The sequence below is a fragment of the Gordonia amicalis NBRC 100051 = JCM 11271 genome (genome assembly GCF_000332995.1).
Taxonomy (GTDB): Bacteria; Actinomycetota; Actinomycetes; order Mycobacteriales; family Mycobacteriaceae; genus Gordonia; species Gordonia amicalis.
Map to the genome: position 1 here is coordinate 1 of NZ_BANS01000052.1, position 16,281 is coordinate 16,281.

12 protein-coding genes are annotated in these 16,281 nt (G+C 67.4%); 4 read left to right on the plus strand and 8 right to left on the minus strand.

Annotated features, from left to right (window positions below):
• Positions 1-49: 49 nt before the first annotated feature.
• Entirely contained in the window at positions 50-1,609 is a 1,560-nt protein-coding gene (locus GOAMI_RS20150) for a DUF222 domain-containing protein (RefSeq protein WP_006438442.1), read from the minus strand.
• 546 nt (positions 1,610-2,155) lie between these two features.
• On the opposite strand from GOAMI_RS20150, the gene GOAMI_RS20155 reads away from it, so the two are divergent.
• Entirely contained in the window at positions 2,156-2,953 is a 798-nt protein-coding gene (locus tag GOAMI_RS20155) for an SDR family oxidoreductase (RefSeq protein ID WP_006438443.1), read from the plus strand.
• A gap of 4 nt (positions 2,954-2,957) precedes the next feature.
• Here the strand turns inward: GOAMI_RS20155 and GOAMI_RS20160 are convergent, their stop codons facing one another.
• Positions 2,958-3,917 carry a phosphotriesterase family protein gene (locus GOAMI_RS20160; protein WP_006438444.1) on the minus strand — a complete coding sequence of 320 codons (960 nt, stop codon included), beginning with the start codon at positions 3,915-3,917 and terminating at the stop codon, positions 2,958-2,960.
• Positions 3,918-4,042: 125 nt separating this feature from the next.
• Here GOAMI_RS20160 and GOAMI_RS20165 point away from each other — a divergent pair, with 125 nt between their 5' ends.
• A complete protein-coding gene (locus tag GOAMI_RS20165; protein ID WP_051995447.1) occupies positions 4,043-4,549 on the plus strand; it encodes a dihydrofolate reductase family protein in 507 nt (168 codons plus the stop codon).
• On the opposite strand, the gene GOAMI_RS20170 is transcribed toward GOAMI_RS20165, so the two are convergent.
• The 5 genes from GOAMI_RS20170 to GOAMI_RS20190 form a co-directional block, all read right to left on the minus strand.
• Entirely contained in the window at positions 4,542-5,819 is a 1,278-nt protein-coding gene (locus GOAMI_RS20170) for a TY-Chap domain-containing protein (protein ID WP_006438446.1), read from the minus strand. The two genes, GOAMI_RS20165 and GOAMI_RS20170, sit on opposite strands and share 8 nt — an antisense overlap.
• Positions 5,820-5,914: 95 nt before the next feature.
• Positions 5,915-6,739, minus strand: a complete 825-nt coding sequence (locus tag GOAMI_RS20175) for a hypothetical protein (RefSeq protein ID WP_006438447.1) — start codon at positions 6,737-6,739, stop codon at positions 5,915-5,917.
• Between the two features lie 155 nt (positions 6,740-6,894).
• Positions 6,895-8,067 (minus strand): TY-Chap domain-containing protein, encoded by a 1,173-nt coding sequence (locus GOAMI_RS20180; protein ID WP_006438448.1) that lies wholly within the window; start codon positions 8,065-8,067, stop codon positions 6,895-6,897.
• Between the two features lie 289 nt (positions 8,068-8,356).
• Positions 8,357-9,742, minus strand: a complete 1,386-nt coding sequence (locus tag GOAMI_RS20185; RefSeq protein ID WP_006438449.1) for a DUF6777 domain-containing protein — start codon at positions 9,740-9,742, stop codon at positions 8,357-8,359.
• 226 nt (positions 9,743-9,968) lie between these two features.
• Entirely contained in the window at positions 9,969-11,474 is a 1,506-nt protein-coding gene (locus tag GOAMI_RS20190) for a flavin-containing monooxygenase (protein ID WP_006438450.1), read from the minus strand.
• A 130-nt stretch (positions 11,475-11,604) separates the two neighbouring features.
• Between GOAMI_RS20190 and GOAMI_RS20195 the strand changes: the two genes are divergently transcribed.
• A complete protein-coding gene (locus GOAMI_RS20195; protein ID WP_006438451.1) occupies positions 11,605-13,833 on the plus strand; it encodes a molybdopterin-containing oxidoreductase family protein in 2,229 nt (742 codons plus the stop codon).
• An 89-nt stretch (positions 13,834-13,922) separates the two neighbouring features.
• On the opposite strand, the gene GOAMI_RS20200 is transcribed toward GOAMI_RS20195, so the two are convergent.
• Entirely contained in the window at positions 13,923-14,582 is a 660-nt protein-coding gene (locus GOAMI_RS20200) for a fasciclin domain-containing protein (protein ID WP_006438452.1), read from the minus strand.
• A 154-nt stretch (positions 14,583-14,736) separates the two neighbouring features.
• Between GOAMI_RS20200 and GOAMI_RS20205 the strand changes: the two genes are divergently transcribed.
• A complete protein-coding gene (locus GOAMI_RS20205; RefSeq protein ID WP_040005050.1) occupies positions 14,737-16,281 on the plus strand; it encodes a molybdopterin-dependent oxidoreductase in 1,545 nt (514 codons plus the stop codon).

Here is a 16,281-nt window from a genome sequence, read left to right on the forward strand (position 1 = left end):
TTAGCGACGAGCCTCGAAGGGCTGGTGACCGTCCCTCGCCACGCTCGCTTCACACGCGCGGGTATGCGATCGCGAGCATTATCGAGGCGAGGGTGGCTTCGGCGTCGGAGGCGTTGCGCAGGTCGATGACTTGACGCAGCTGCAGGCGTGGCTGATCGCCGGACGCCTCATCGGGTCCGTGGATGTCGGTGCGCACCTGGTGGAGGTGTTCGGCGAACCGGCGAGGGATATCGGGTCGCCGGTTGATGCGTTCGGGATTCGGGGGCGCTCCGGGTTCGGCGTTGAGCCGCCAGACGCAACGACCCTCGTCGGGGCCCTCGCGGACCATGCGGGTGGTGTATTGGCCGGGTTGATCGCCGACCATCCGATTGTGTTTCGGGCACGCGGGGGTCAGGTCGGTGATGTCGGTGAGTCCGCCCAGGCCCCAATCGAGTTGGGCGTGATGCATTTCCACGTGGGTGGCGGATAGGTCGCAGTCGGGGGTGGAGCAGACCTCGCCGTCGGGGCGGGCGAAGGACACCAGTCGTTGTTCGCGGGTGGCCAGGCGTTTGCCGCGCCCGAAGTACAGCGGGATCGCGGTGGCGTCTTTGAACACCGCAAGCCAGGGCTGGGCGTCGGCGGCGAGGGTGATGAGGTCGGTGATGGGGATCAGGGTGCCGGTGGCGGTGGTTGCGAACCCGGCTTCGCGGATCAGATCGTTCACATCGGCCTTGACGATCAGCTGCACAGGTAGCCCGCGGTGACTCTTACCCAGGAGTCCGTCCTCGAACACGGCTTTCAGCAGGGCATTGAAGGCGTCGTGATTCAACTGGGCCGGGCTGCGGGCATCGCGTTCGGCGGCGGCCGCCACCGCGTCGGGGTCGGCGTCTTCGATGGAGCCGCAGGGTGATTCGGGGTCGTCGGGGTTGTTCATGCCGGGTTTTGCCCACACGGCGAGCAACATGGTGATGCGGGCCAGTGCTTCGGGGGTGAGGTTCGCGGTGAGTTTGGCGGTGCCGTCGGCGCGTTGCCGGTTCACGTACAGTTGGCGGCGTCGTTTGCGGTCGGTGTCGTCGGTGAGGGTGCCGTCGGGGTCGAGGTGGGCCAGCAGTCGGGCGCCGAGGTTGGTGATGTCGGCGGGGGTGTGGTCGACGGCGATCTCGGTCATCTGTCGTTCGGCGGCGACCTTGACGTCGTGGTCGACGGCGTGCGGGATCTGGTCGAGCACGTCGATGACCGCACGCACATGGGCGGGGCCGACATGCCCGTCGGCGAAGGCGTCGGCCAGGGTGGGGTGCTGGGGTGGGAGTGGTTCGCCGGTAGGGCTGGGAAAGGTTGCGGTGGCAGACATCTGGTCGCGGCGCCGCATGGGTTCGGCGATCCGGAGGCGGTGGGTCATGAACTGGATGACGCTGCGATGGCCGGTCTTTCGGGGTAGGTCACGTTCGGTGGCTTCGACGACCTGACGGTCCCCGGCGAAACTCAGTCGCGCGATCGCCCGTTCGGTCTCGGCGGCGACATCGACCAGTTCGGCATCCGAGCACTGCGTCAGGTCGACGGTCTGCAGTTCGTCGATGAGGGAGTGGATCTGGTCGACGACCGCGGCGGCGCTTGGTCTTGCGTCTGCCATGACGGTCACCCCCCGGAACCGATAGTGCGAATGTATGTTCGACAGTACTCGCTAATCCGCTGTGCTGCAACACTAATGAGGAAGATTCGGTGACACGCAGTTTGTCGGTGGGATGGTGTAGAAGGCGCCCGATCCGGACGGTGATCCGTGGCTCAGGGGAAGAGGATCGACCGGAAGACCTGCGGGATGCGCGACCAACCGGGCCGTGCCGCGTAGGGGGTGAGGGTGCCGAGACCGGAGCCGGCGCGACCTCCGCCCAGCGTCGACTGACCTTGTCGACGGTCGTTCGCGTGCGTAAGAACAGATCTGCACGTTGCTCGAGTGGCATCGCCGCCCAGTCGGCGGCCCCTTGCGCGAGCTCGTCCAGCATGCCGTCGAGTTCGGCATGCGCCGGCGGAGAAACCCCGGCCGTCATGACGTCCAGTGTCGCACCGCGTGGAGCGTGGCCAGACCCACGAGCGAATCCCTCGGCACGGGTCAGCCGCCAGAGACGATGCGCACGTCTGGTAGGTCTTTATCCAGACTCACCGATCGAAGGAGATCCCCATGGACGTCGCAGGCAAGGTTGCCATCGTCACCGGCGGTGGGGGTGGGATCGGTGGTGCGCTCGCGCACGCCCTGGTCGAAGCGGGCGCGAAGGTCGTGGTCACCGACCTCGACGCGGCGTCGGCGGAAAGTGTCGCCGATGCACTCGGCGACTCCGCCGTCGCGATCGCCGGTGATGCCTCGAGCGACGACCACATCGATGCGGCCGTCCGCCTGGCCGAGTCCACCTTCGGGCCGGTCGACCTGTACTTCGCGAACGCCGGTATCGGACGTGGTGGCGGCCTGGACACCGACGAGGCGATGTGGGATCTGGCGCTCGACGTCAACCTGCGCAGCCACATCCGGGCGGCGCGTCGTCTCGTGCCGGAGTGGATCGAGCGGGGCGGCGGATACTTCGTCAGCACGGCGTCGGCCGCCGGACTGCTCACCCAGATCGGCAATGCGCCGTACTCGGTCACCAAGCACGCCGCCGTCGGTTTCGCCGAGTGGCTCAACATCACCCACGGCGACGACGGTGTGCGGGTCAGCTGTCTGTGCCCGATGGGCGTCGACACCAAGCTGCTGCGGCCCGAGGACGACTCGGCCACACCGGACCAGAAGCTGATGCAGAAGGCCGTCGAAACCGCCGGTGAGGTCCTGACCCCGGATGCGGTCGCCGCGATCGTGCTGGAAGCCGTTGCCGACGAACGATTCCTGATCCTCCCGCACGCCGAGGTGCTGGACATGTATCGGCAGAAGGGCGCCGACTACGACCGCTGGCTGCGCGGTATGCGCCGCTACCAGCGATCCCTGGCCTGAGGCGCTACTCGAAGTACCGACGCGGAACGTCGACGAGCATCGTCGTGATGTCCGCGTCGCTGACGCCGCGTTCACGGAGCGCGGGCAGGACGTCATCGCTGATGTGGCGATAGTTCCACTTGGGCAGCGCCTGCTTCTTCGCCTCGTGGTCGAACCAGTCGATGAAGCACGACGCGTCGTGGGCGAGTGCCATGCGGTCGGCGTAGCCGCGCTTGCACAGTTCGGCGACCGTGTTCACCCGGTCCTCGAACGGCAACAGCAGGTCGAGACCGAATCGGTCCATGCCCAGGATGGAGCCGGCGTCGGCGATCTTCATCAGGTAGTCGAGGTCGACGCTGTCGCCGGAGTGACCGATGACCACCTTCGTGAGATCGGCACCCTCCTCGGCCAGCACTTTCTGTGCCACCAGACCCGATTGGGTGTGCGGGTTGGTGTGCACGGTGATGGGTGCACCGGTCTGCGCGCTGGTCTGCCCGACGGCTCGCATCACGCGTTCGACGCCGGGCGTCAGTCCCTGCTCCTCGATGGCGCACTTGAGGAATGCGGCGCGTACGCCGGTGTCGGCGATGCCCTCGGTCAGATCCTTGGTGAACAGATCCACCAGCGGTTCGGGCACGTCGAAGAGCAGGCCGGGACCGGCGTAGTGGAACTGGAAGGGTATGTCGTTGTAGGTGTAGAGCCCCGTCGCGACGACGATGTTGAGATCGATCTGCTCGGCGATCCGCTGTATACGCGGAATGTACCGGCCGAGACCGAGAACCGTGGGATCGAGGATGGTGTCGATCCCGAGTTCCTTCAGTTCGGCGAGGTCGTGGACGGCCTCGGCGACTTTCGCGTCCTCGTCCCAGTCGTCCTGGTAGTTCTGCCGGAATTCCTCGCCGACGATGAAGACGTGTTCGTGCACAAGCACTTTGCCGAGTTCGGCGGAATCGACCGGCCCTGCGGCGGTGTGGACGGTGGCCACGAGAACCTCCTCGCCGGGTCGCCTCGTTGCGCACCCGCTGGGCCGAACCCTAGTGGACCGGATTCGGCGTGTACGGCGTTTCGGTCGGGTTGGCAGTGCTCGTGGACGTCACCGATGAGTTCCGGATGGACGGCTGGTTCACGATGCCCTACGGGTTCACCGACCGGATGAGCGAGGTGGTGGGCGGTTTCACCGGCGCGTGCGATGGCATCCTGTTGGGCCGCAAGACGTTCGAGATGTTCGGACCGGCCTGGTCGGAACGCACCGTCGACGACGACCCCGGTGCGCCGTTCTTCAACGAGACCACGAAGTACGTCGTGTCCGGCACGCTCGACGAGGCGACGGGCTGGCAGAACTCCGAGGTCATCGGGGCGTATGACCCGGAGAAGATCGAGAAGCTCAAGAACGAGCACGACCTGTACATCAGCGGCAGCGGCACTCTCGTCCGAGCTCTGCTGCACGACAAGCTGATCGACGAACTCCACCTTCTCGTCTACCCGGTGGTGCTCGGCACCGGCGCACGCCTCTTCGACGGCCTCGCCGACCTACCGCTCACGCTGGTGGAGACGGAGTCCTTCGACAACGGCGTGGTGCACCTGTCCTACTCGTCCACCGGCGAAGGCGTCAGGTGAGCTCCATCGCGCTGAGGAGCAGCTGGGCCACCTCGGCGTAGGCGCGGTGCTCCGCCTCGCAGAACGCGATCTCCTCGTCGCCGAGCTCGGCCTTGCGGGCCGAGGCGAGGTTGTCCATCCACTCGCGCATCTCGGCGGCGCAGATGTCGAAGAACTCGTGGACACGTTCGGGATCGCGCCGGCACGCGATGAGCACGGTGGTGGGGGACAGCTTGTTCCCAGGCTTCTGGTTGACGCGCAGCAGCGCCAGCAACGCTCCGGGAAGGCGTTCGCCGCGACACCGGTGTGCGGCTTTCCGGCCTCTCTCCAGGCGGGCGATCATCTCCGCGCGGGCCGAGCCGGCGAACTCGTCCCAGCGGCGCAGCGCGGCGTCGAGATTGGCGGGGCTGAACACGGCGACGTCGAGGCGACGTTGCGCGTACACGAGGCCGTTGCGGACGACCACGGCGATCTCCGGCCAGCGCGGCGAGAACTCGGAGACGAGCATCCCGAGGACCGACGGGGCCGGCACCGCCGAACTCAGAATCGTCACGATCTCCAGCGCGCGTGCGTCGCGCGTGGGCCGGAGGAGCGACGTGCCCGACGACCGCAGGAAGATGGCCTTTCGGGGGCTGATCACCACCGGCCGGCCCGCCGCCGCCATCGCCGCCCGGACCAGCTCGACGAGATGGTCCTTGGACTGCGGCACCACCCCGGACTCGGCCGGTGCGTCGAGCGGATGGGCCAGCGAGGCGAAGCGGATCGTGTCGGCATTGGTGGTCTCCGGGTCGAGCGCGTGCGCACCCAACCCGCGGCCATGACCCTCGGCTCCGGAGGCGTGGTCCGTGGACTCGACGTCGGCCGAACCCGACGTCAGTTGATGCCGGGAGTAGGACGGATCGCCGATGCTGACGAAGGACGGGTGGATGACTCCCCAGACCTCGCGGAGCGCTCGTACCGCCGCCCGTGCGAGGTCACCGAACCGGTGGTCGGCGACCTCGTAACAGAAAGCGCTGCGACCCTCGAGCCGGCACCAGCCCCGGTCGACGATGAAGGTGGCCTGCCGCATCCAGCGGTCCTTGTCGGTCCACGTCAGATCGCCCGCGGAGATGGTGCAGCGCAACCGGTCCTCGTCGGCGACCGCGAACGTCATCCGCCTGCGCCAGCCACCGGCCGCCGCCTCGACCACGGTCAACGACTGACCGGGCGCCAGCTGCGGCACGCGGTCCGCGAGGGTGTCGGTGAAGTCCCGCCATGCCGCCTCGACGACGGCATCGAAATCGGGGGACATTCGCACTCCTCAAGCTGGGGTCTTCGTGAATGACGGCCGCCGGCGAACCCGCGGAACTCGAATATTACGACGCCTTCCTGACACCCGGGTGAGATCTACAGCCGAGAGGAATGCCTCCTCGATTCGTCCCTCGCCGCTTCGGGGCAGTCGGATTCGCGGTAGGTCGAATGCCAGGGGAGTCGACGGTCGAGGTAGTCCGCACAGGTCAGCCGCGAGTGTCGTGGTGCGAGACCGGTCAGCGACTCCCACGTCACCGAGTTGACGATCCGAACGGCGGCCGACCCCATGCGGGTCGGGTGCCACGTGTCGGCGGACTCGAGCGGACCGATCATCCGGGCGACCGCGGTGCGCGGTGGGGTACGGGCCTGCTCTGCCCGCGAGATGTCGCAGAGGACGCAGGTACTCGCCGACGCGTGGTGGCGGCGTCGAGCCCAGGATTCGGCCCGCATCGGAATCACCGTGAGTTGCACGAGCGTTCCGCGCGGATCGGGTCCCCGGCTCGTGTGGGTCGACGGCGCGACCAGTTGCCGGTGACCGCCCGTACCCGTCCGGTACGACGCCAGGGTCTGTTGCGTGGGCACCTCGATGTAGTCGTCGGTGTCGAAGTCGGGCGTGCCGGTGAACACCTTCCCGCTGATCGCGTTGACCCCGTCCACGCCGATCATCACCAGGAACGGGTGCTGATGCGGCGAGGAGAAATCGATCCACGTCGCTTCGGACTGCCACATCGGGATCACGGCGTCGGCGTCACCCGTCGGAGAGCCTTGCGCGAGACGCAGCGTGGTGTCGGCGGTGAGTCCGGCCCGGGCGGCCAGATCGCCGGCGCGCAGTGTCCGGGGAAAGGTGACATGGAGACGGGCGTCGGGTCCCAACTCGGGGAAGGTGAAGGTCAGCGTGCCGTGGTCGGTGGTGAGGGTCATGCAATGCTCCGATGGAATGCCCGGGCGGGGTCGCGCGCAGGAGACCCCCTACCGATATAGCTCACACACCACCGTCGCGCTCGTGTACGGAACCGGAATCCTCCGGGTGGACTACCCGGAAAGCGCTAGGCGAGGAAGCGGTGTCGTGCGCGCGGTCACTTGGCCGTCGGGCGACTGTCGGCCGCGTCGTCGGAGAGGACGACGACACGGAGCGCGGCGCGCAGATTGTGGGTCGTCGCACGCCAGGCGTCGGCTTCGTGACGGCATGCGTCGGCTTCGGCCGCATCGGAGGCCGCAGCCGCGTCGGCGGCCGAGCGTCGCCAGGTGAGGTGCTGCTCCTCACAGGTGTGGATGAACGAGAGGATGTCGGCCTGGTTGTACCGGCAGATCTTCGCGACCTCGCGGGCGCTCAGCGACCGGCCGTCCGGGTCGAGTTCGAGCAGCGTCTGCAACGCATCCGGCAGGCGTTCCTCGGTCTCGGGAAGATCTGGTGTCGCGCTCTGCGTGATCTGCTCGATGACGTTGGGCGCGCAGTCCGCGAGGAAGCTGAACCACTCGGCGAGCGCAGAACTCAGGTTGTGGGGGTGGAAGACCGCGCACTCAAGGGTCAGTGTCGCGAACACCTCGTTCTGGAGGAGGTGGACCCGGACCGCAGAACCCATCGTCGGCTGGGCCGCGACGATGTCGGCCGCACGTCTGCGGTCGGTGATGTCACCGGCCAGGCGCGCGAAGAACTCGAGACGGGGCGCGTCCGAACGGGGGCTCAGCCACGACGAGACGGGCTTGGTCGGAAGGGCGATGTCGCCGTCGGCGTCGGTCTGGATCCGGCAGCCGGTCAGGTCTTCGAGCGAGCCGACGAGCAGCGCACGCAGGTGATCGTCGTCGAAGGGCTGGACGGCCACCTCGATCTGCGGCTCGGCACGTGCCGCGGGAGAGTGGTCCAGGAAAGCCGGATGCACGACCTCCCAGACCTGACGCAACGTGGCCACCGTCGCGTGGGCGAGTTCGTCGACGCGTCGGCGGCCCACCTCGTAGATGTGGGTGCGGTTGCGCAGCCGACGCCAGCCGAGCGCCTCGAGCATCTCGAGATGCTCGAGGAAGTACTCCTCGGTAGGGTGCAGATCGGTGTCGTCGATGGTGCACCGCAGGCGGTTCGAACCGGTGAGGGTGAAGCGCAGTCTGCCGTGAGGACCTTCGGGGATCAGGGGGTCCAGCTGGATGGTGAGCGTCGAACCGGGGGTGAGGTTGGCCAGGCGGTCGCCGACGTGAAGCTGGAATGTGCGCCAGGCGTCATCGATGTTCGAGTCCACGGTGAAGTCGGTTGTCATGTCGACTTCCTTTCTCGTGCGCTGCGATCGAGAGCGCCCAGTGCTGCGGGGAAAACGTGCGTCGGGTTGCGGTCGGTGTCGGTGCGGGACGAGCAGTCCGGATGAGCCGGCTCAGACGATGACCGACCGCGAACCTCTTCGGCACCAGGTTAGGTGACCGGGGAGACATTGTTGGTCGGTTGATCAGACCTGATGCTGGAACCGTACCGCGCTCGGGGTCACCCGGCTGACTCAGCAGGCGGTCATGCCAGGAACGCGGGCATCACAGCAGGTCAGAGCAGGTCGACTTTCATGCGGCCGGCGACGAGTAAGGCACCTCCGCCGGCGGCTCCGGTGCCTGGCCGGACTCCTCGGGTGGCGGGACGTACTCGCTGGTGGTCGGTTCGGTGGTCGTCGGTGTCTCGGTATGGGTTTCCGCCGGTGGCGGAGCCTCGTAGGTCGACGTGTCCGCCGGCGGAGCCGACCTCGGGATCTCCGGCGGTACGGCGGTCTGGGATGCGGGGCTCTCGGATTCGGACTTCGGGGACGCGGGATTCTCGGACGAACCGGACGACGGCGCCTCGGCCGGACCCGATGCACCGGAACCCGGCTGCTCCGACGAGTCGGAGGCGGGTGCGACGGCCGGCAGGCCGTTGTCCTTTGCGGCACGCTCTACGACCGCCGGCGCGGCGGCCGGGTTGCCGGCCTCGAGCAGTCCGTTGCGTTCGGCGTCCTCGTCGGTGCCCGCCGCGAAGGGTGTGTTCAGGTCAGCCGGAGTGGGCAACAGTTCGGAAAGAGGTGGCAGTCCCGACAGATCGAGCAGTCCGCCCATCGTCCGAGGCAGGATCTCGCCGGTGAGGAAGTTCAACAGCTGCAGGACCGACCCGCTCGTCCCCGCGACCGGTGTGGGTGCGCCCGGAACGATCATCGACGTCCGGCTGCCCGCGGTGACGTTCTGGTTGTTGTAGGCGATGCGGGTGACCTCGCGGCTCTGGTAGCCGGGCCACGGCTGACCTTCGAGCCGGTAGCCGCCGAGGGGTGCCGAGACCGGTGGTGCAAGGGGATTGCCGCTCGAGCACATCGTGCGCGGAACGCCCGCTGCGTCGACGTACACCGATGTGCCGCGCTGCAGGACCGATTGGAACGGTTCTGCCCGCCCCGACGTGTAGGTGTGGTTCGTGACCCAGGTGTCGGCGGTCAGGACCACCGGGGTGAGGGTGTTGAGGTAGTGCGGGATCGCGGCGGTGCTGATCCCGAAAACGCTCGTCCAGGCGGCGGCCGTCGCCGGATCGGCCATGAGCCGGTCGCTGAGTGCCGCGGTGTCGCACGCGGAGGTGTCGCCGGTCGCGTACAGACCGGCCTCGGTGCCGTTGACCGCGCGGCCACCCATGTCAGGGGCCCCGACGCTCGCCGAGAGTGCGACGTTCCCCGGCAGGTTCCCCGCACCGGCGACGAGCACCGGGTCGGTGAACGGATCGATGCCGGGATCGTTCGCCGCGGCCAGCGTGAGGCCGGGTACGTAGATGTCACCCTTGCGGGCTTTCACGACGAAGACGATCCCGGCGGCGAGCACCAGGGCCAGGACGACGACGATCGCACCGAGAACGAGTGTGAGGGCCCGCCGGTTCTGGGGCTGTGGAGGGATCGCACCGAACGGCGTCGAGGGATGGATCGGGAAACCGGGCGGATAAGTCATCGGGGCGAACTCCTCTTGCCGACGCGCCGGCGACAACGGACGCGGTCGTGGCGGGCGGAGGCGCTCGCCGACTTCGAGTATCAGCGGCGCGTCGGACGCCAGGCAAGGCCTGACCAGCGAAGATCGGTCATCTGCGGCCAAATCTCGACCGTTCGGACCACTCGGTGTAACACCGCGATCGGCGGACCCGACAAACCGGTCTGGATCCGGGGGACAGGCGTCCCCCTCAGATCCGCCCGAACACCATCGAGTCGTCGATCTTGCTGATGCGGTGGTCGATCGCGTCGCGGTAGTAGTTGTGGCGGACCTTCCAGTGCCCGCTCGTGCCCGACTTCGGCAGCGCGTCGGGCGACCGTTCGACATAGCCGGCCTTGAGGTCCCACAGCGGTTGCGACGCCATCGGTTCCGAGCCCAGATGCGGATAGGCGTGCGTGTAGCCGTTCTCCCGCATGTACTTCACCAGGTTCGCCACCGACCGCGCCGTCATGTCGGCGCGCAGCGTCCACGAGGCGTTCGTGTAACCCACCGACCAGGCGAGATTGGGGACGTCCTCGAGCAGGTGGCTCTTGAAGACGAAGCGGTCATGTGGCTTCACCTCGTCACCGTTGACGCGCAGGCGCGTGCCGCCGAACCCGAGCAGCTGCAGACCGGTGGCCGTGACGATGATGTCGGCGTCGAGATGCCGTCCCGAGGTCAGGCGCACGCCGGTCTCGTCGAAGCGGTCGATGTGGTCGGTGATCATCTCGATCGATCCCTCGGTGATGCCGTTGAACAGGTCGGCGTCGGGAACCAGGCACATGCGTTGGTCCCACGGGTTGTAGGTCGGGTTGAAGTGGACGTCGACCGGATAGTCCTCCGGCAGGTTCGCGGCGACGTTGGCGCGGATCAGTTTCCGGCCGAGCTTCGGGAAGCGGTGGGTGAGATGCACGATCGCCGCGGTCTGCGTCGCATAGCGCAACCGGATCGCCCGGTGGGCGGCGGCGGGCGGCAGCAGTTTCTTGAGGGCCGGTGCGAGGTAGGCCTTCTGCTTCGACGAGAAGATGTACGACGGTGAGCGCTGCAGCATCGTCACGTGTGCGGCCTGGTCGGCGAGGTTCGGGATGAGGCTGACCGCCGTCGCGCCGCTGCCGATGACGACGACGCGTTTGCCGCGGTAGTCGAGATCCTCCGGCCAGTGCTGCGGATGGATGATCTGCCCGGTGAAGTCCTCGGCGCCCGCGAACCGGGGTGTGTAGGGCTGGTCATAGTCGTAGTAGCCCGTCGCGAAGACCAGGAAGCGGCAGCGGTAGGTCTCGGATCGCTTGTCCTCGCCGTCCCCGACCTCGACGCCCAGCGTCCAGGTGTCGGTCGACGAATCCCAGTCGGCGGTCAGCACATGCTGTGAGAACCGGATCTGATCGGCGATGCCGTACTTGTGCGCGGTGTGCTCGATGTACTTCCGGATGTCGGCGCCCTCGGCGAGCGCACCCGGCTTCCGCCACGGCTCGAACGGATAGCTGAGCGAGTAGATGTCGCTGTCGGAGCGGACGCCGGGATAGCGGAACAGATCCCAGGTGCCGCCCACCCGGGCTCGTCGTTCCAGGATCAGATAGTCCGCGTCCGGGTTCTGCTCACGCAGACGATAGGCGCAGTCGATGCCGGACAGTCCGGCCCCGATGATGATGACGTCGCGCACGCGGTTCTCGGTGTCGCTTGCCGATCGGGTGGCTTCGGTGGCGTCGATTTCGGTCACAGGGACCTCCTCCGTGGGATGCCTCGGGTGGTGTCATCATGCAACACTTGTCATCAAATGTGAACGGAATCACACCGACTGCCACGACGATAGGCCTTCGGCCGACAACCCGAGGCCGGGGGGACGGCACATGACGCAGGACAAGCCCACTTACTGCCGGATCTGTGAGCCGCTCTGCGGGATGATCGCCACCGTCGACGGTGATCGGCTGGTCTCGCTGCGGCCCGACAAGGACCACCCGCTGTCGAAGGGGTTCGCCTGTCCCAAGGGCATCGCTTTCGCCGAGATCGTCAACGACTCGGATCGTCTGCGTCATCCGCTGCGCCGACGCCCCGACGGCGACTTCGAACAGATCTCCTGGGACACCGCCCTGGCCGAGATCTCCGACCGTCTCCGCGAGGTCCAGCGCGCCCGGGGCAGCGACGCCGTCGGCTGGTACTTCGGCAATCCCGCGACGTTCTCCACCGGGCACGTCCTGTGGGCGGCGGTCTTCATGAACCTGCTCGGGACACCGCATGTGTACTCGGCAGGATCGCAGGACGTGAACAACCGCTTCGTGGCGAGTCACTTCCTGTACGGCAACCCCGTCGCCGCTCCCATCCCGGACATCAACCGGGTCGACTACCTGATGATCATCGGCGCCAATCCCGTTGTGTCGCACGGCTCGGTGATGAGTTCGCCACGCATCCGCGAGGGGCTCAACGCGATCACCGGGAGGGGCGGCACCGTTCTCGTGGTCGATCCTCGGCACACCGAGACCGCCCGCGAATTCGATTGGCTGCCCATCACCCCCGACACCGATGCACTGTTCCTGCTGTCGCTGCTGCAGGTGATGTTCGACGAGGGATCGGTCGACGAGGAGCGGTTGCGGCGCCGGGCGCGCGGGGTCGACGAACTGAAGGCGATGGTGGCCGGCTATGCGCCCGAGGTGACCGCGGCCCGCACCGACATCCCGCCGGCGAGGGTCCGGGAGATCGCCCGGGCCCTGGTCTCGACCGAACGTGCCGCCGTCTACGGACGCGTAGGGACGTCCCTGGGCCGGACGGGCACGCTGACGACCGCACTGCTCGACATGGTCAACCTCGTGGCCGGCAATCTCGACGTCGTCGGAGGGTCGATGTTCGGCGACCTCGGTGTCCCCGGACAACGACTGGGTGTGGCTGCACTCCAACGAATTTCGAGCTTCGCCTGGGCTGGTCGGCGCAGCCGCGTCGGGAACCTGCCCCAGGTGTTGGGTACTGCGCCGGCGTCGTTGATGGCCAAGGAGATCACCACGCCAGGAAAGGGACAGTTGCGTGCGCTGTTCGTCAGCGCGGGCAACCCGGTGCTCTCGGTACCCAACGGCGACGAACTGCGCGCTGCGCTCGACGAACTCGATCTCCTTGTGTCGCTGGACATCTACCGAAACGAGACCAATGCCCACGCCGACTACATCCTGCCGGCCACCACGATGTACGAACGCGAGGATTTCCTGCTTCCGTTCCAGGCGCTGTTCACGACGCCGTTCAAGCAGGCGACCGAGGCGGTGATCCCGCCTCAGGGCGAGGCGCGTGAGGAGTGGACGGTGATCAACGAGCTGATCGGAGTGCTGTCGAGGCGGAATCCGCTGCTCGGTGCGTTCCATCTCGTCAACGTCGTCACGCGACGTCTCGGACGGCCGGTGACCCCGCGCGTGGTGTCCGACCTGGTGATCCGGATGGGCCTGGGCGGTGATCGATTCGGTCTACGACGTGACGGGGTGACCTATCGCAAGCTCGTCGAGAGGTTCCCGCACGGGATCGTCGTGGCCGACGGTCTCGCTCCCGGGCAGCTGCGCAAAACGGTGACGTTCGCGGATCGGCGGATTCGGCTGGCGGCGCCGGAGTTGATGGACGAGGTCGAGCGGCTGACCGTCGACCCGGACGAGCAGTATCCGTTGCGGCTCATCGGTATGCGGGAGATCCGCTCGGAGAACAGTTGGCAGCACAATGCGCCGATGCTCCTGCGCGGAGGCCGGTCGCACGCGGCCCGGATGCATCCCGATGATGCGACCCCACGCGGTCTCGGAGAGGGTGACCTGGTGACCGTCGCGTCACGTCACGGCCGTATCTCGTTGCCGGTGACGATCACCGAGGACATCAAGCCGGGTGTGGTCGCGATCCCACATGGCTGGGGGCACAACGGTTCCGGCGGTTGGACCCGTGCGAACGCAGCCGCGGCGAACGACCTCGGTGCCGGCGGGGTGAATGTCAACGCCCTGATCTCCTCGGAGCCGGCCGATCTCGAACGTCTCGCGGGTATGGCCAACATGACCGGGGTGCCGATCCAGGTGTCGGCACTGACGGCCGATCGCGCCGCCGACGAGATGGCCGAATACTGAACGCACACACGACGGTTCCCTGGACGAGCGGCGTGCTCATCCAGGGAACCGGCGTGTGCTTCCTCGTACCGAACCGATGGGATCGGTGATCAGCCGGCGGCAGGCGGCGTCAGGACCGTGTCGATCATGTAGACCTGCGCGTTGGCGGTCGCGACGCCACCGCAGACCACGCTGCTCGTGTCGTTGACCTTGAGCATGTCCGGCGACCCGGTCACCGTCAGGGTCTGACCCTCGAGTGTCTTGTGTTCACCGACGACCTTGTCCGGCGTGGCCTGACCCGAAACCACATGGTAAGTAAGGATCTTGGTCAACAGTTCCGAATCGGTCTTGAGCTGCTCGACGGTTTCGGCCGGCAGCTTGGCGAAGGCGTCGTCGGTGGGTGCGAAGACGGTGTACTCACCGTTGTTGAGTGTGTCGACCAGGTTCACCTGCGGATTCAGTTGCCCGGACAAGGCCTGCGTGAGCGTCGTCAGTTCGGGGTTGTTCGATGCGGCAGTGGCGACCGGGTCCATTGCCATCCCGGAAACCGAGCCCGCGCCAGAGGGGTTGGCCGAAGCGTAGTCCGCACAGCCGGGGCCGACCGGTCCGGTGGCGGTGTCGGCGGACTCGCTGGTCATTTCCGTCATGGCACCGGTCGTGGAAGTGCTGCTGTCCGAGTCGGAGTCGCTGGAACACCCGGCAACGACGCCGACGGCCAACACCAGCCCGGACGCCGCGACCACGAGGCGCTGAATTCGTTTGATGGCCATGGCCCATCCAATCTAGTAGGTCGTGGCCCGACCGTCTGGCCGGACTCACGACGTCATTCGCTGCTCGAGTCGTTGCGGATTGCTCCGGTGCCGGATTGGTCCAATCCGAGTGCTGTCGGTGAGCGAACTCCAGTCGGAAGAAACGGAGCTGACGATGGTGCGAGTGTTTCGGGAGTCGACTGTGCGGGCAGCGGTGTCCGGTGTCGTCGCGGTGGCGGGCGGCCTGGCGGTCGGCGAACTCGTCGCGGTAAGTGTCTCGCAGTTCGCGTCCCCGTATCGCGCGGTCGCGGCGTTCCTCGTCGACCATGCGCCTGCATTTGCCCGCGAGTTCGCGATAGACCGCTTCGGAACGGCGGACAAGCCGGTGCTGCTGGCGGGCATGGCGCTGGTGATTCTGCTGATCGCCGTGACTGCCGGAGTGTTGCAGGTCAAGCGCCCGCCCGTCGGGGTGCTGATCGTCGTGGCCTTCGCGGCTGTCGGCGTGGCTGCCGCGTTGACCCGTCCCACGGTGGAGGTGTCCTACGTCGTTCCGCCGGTTGCTGCCGGCCTGGTGGCGGTAGGTGTGCTGGTGGTGCTGGGGCGCGGGAGTGCCGTCGGGAACGTGTCCGAAGAGGATGCGTCCCGCTCAGGGGGGTGGTCTCGCCGCCAGTTCGTCGGTGCGGTCGGGATCGTCGTCGTGACGGGTGCGGTGTGCGCCGGCCTGGCCCGGCGCGCCGCGGACACCGGTGGCGCTCTCGCCGAACGCGTGCGGCTTCGGTTGCCGCGCACGACTTCTGCGAGCAGGCCGGTCCCGCCGGGTACCGAGTTGCGGATCGATGGTGCGACACCGTTCATGACCGGCAACCGCGAGTTCTACCGGATCGACACCGCGCTCCAGGTCCCGCAGCTGACCACCACGGATTGGCGGTTGCGGATTCACGGGATGGTGGACCGCGAGATGACACTGAGGTGGGACGACCTGCAGTCGATGCCCGCGATCGAGCGGATCATCACGCTCACCTGCGTGTCCAACGAGGTGGGCGGCGACCTCGCCGGGAACGCACGCTGGCTCGGATACTCGATGCGCGACATCCTCGCCGAGGTCGGGGTACACGCCGACGCAGACATGCTGCTGGCCACCAGCGTCGACGGGTGGACGTCGGGAAGCCCGCTCGAGGCGATCCGGGACGGCCGCGATGCGCTGCTCGCCGTCGGCATGAACGGCGAACCGCTACCCCTCGAGCACGGATACCCCGTGCGGCAGTTGATCCCCGGTCTCTACGGTTACGTGTCGGCGTGCAAGTGGGTCGTCGACTGGGAGATCACCCGCTTCGATCGTGCCGAGGCCTATTGGACCCAGCGGGGCTGGGGCGAACGGGGACCGATCAAGACGGCGTCGCGGATCGATCGGCCCGCACCGCTGTCGACGACGCCCGCGGGACCGGTGGTCGTCGCGGGCACCGCGTGGGCGCAGCATCGGGGTATCCGTTCGGTGGAGGTCCGCGTCGACGACGGACCATGGAATCCGGCCGAGCTCGCCACCGAGTACTCGACCGACACCTGGCGGCAGTGGACATGGATCTGGGACGCCACGCCCGGCCGACACACGTTGTACTGCCGCGCGACCGACGCCACCGGCGCGACGCAGCCGGAAGAGCGGGTGCCGCCCATCCCGGAGGGCGCCACCGGTTGGCACAGTCGGGCGGTGACCATCGAGTGA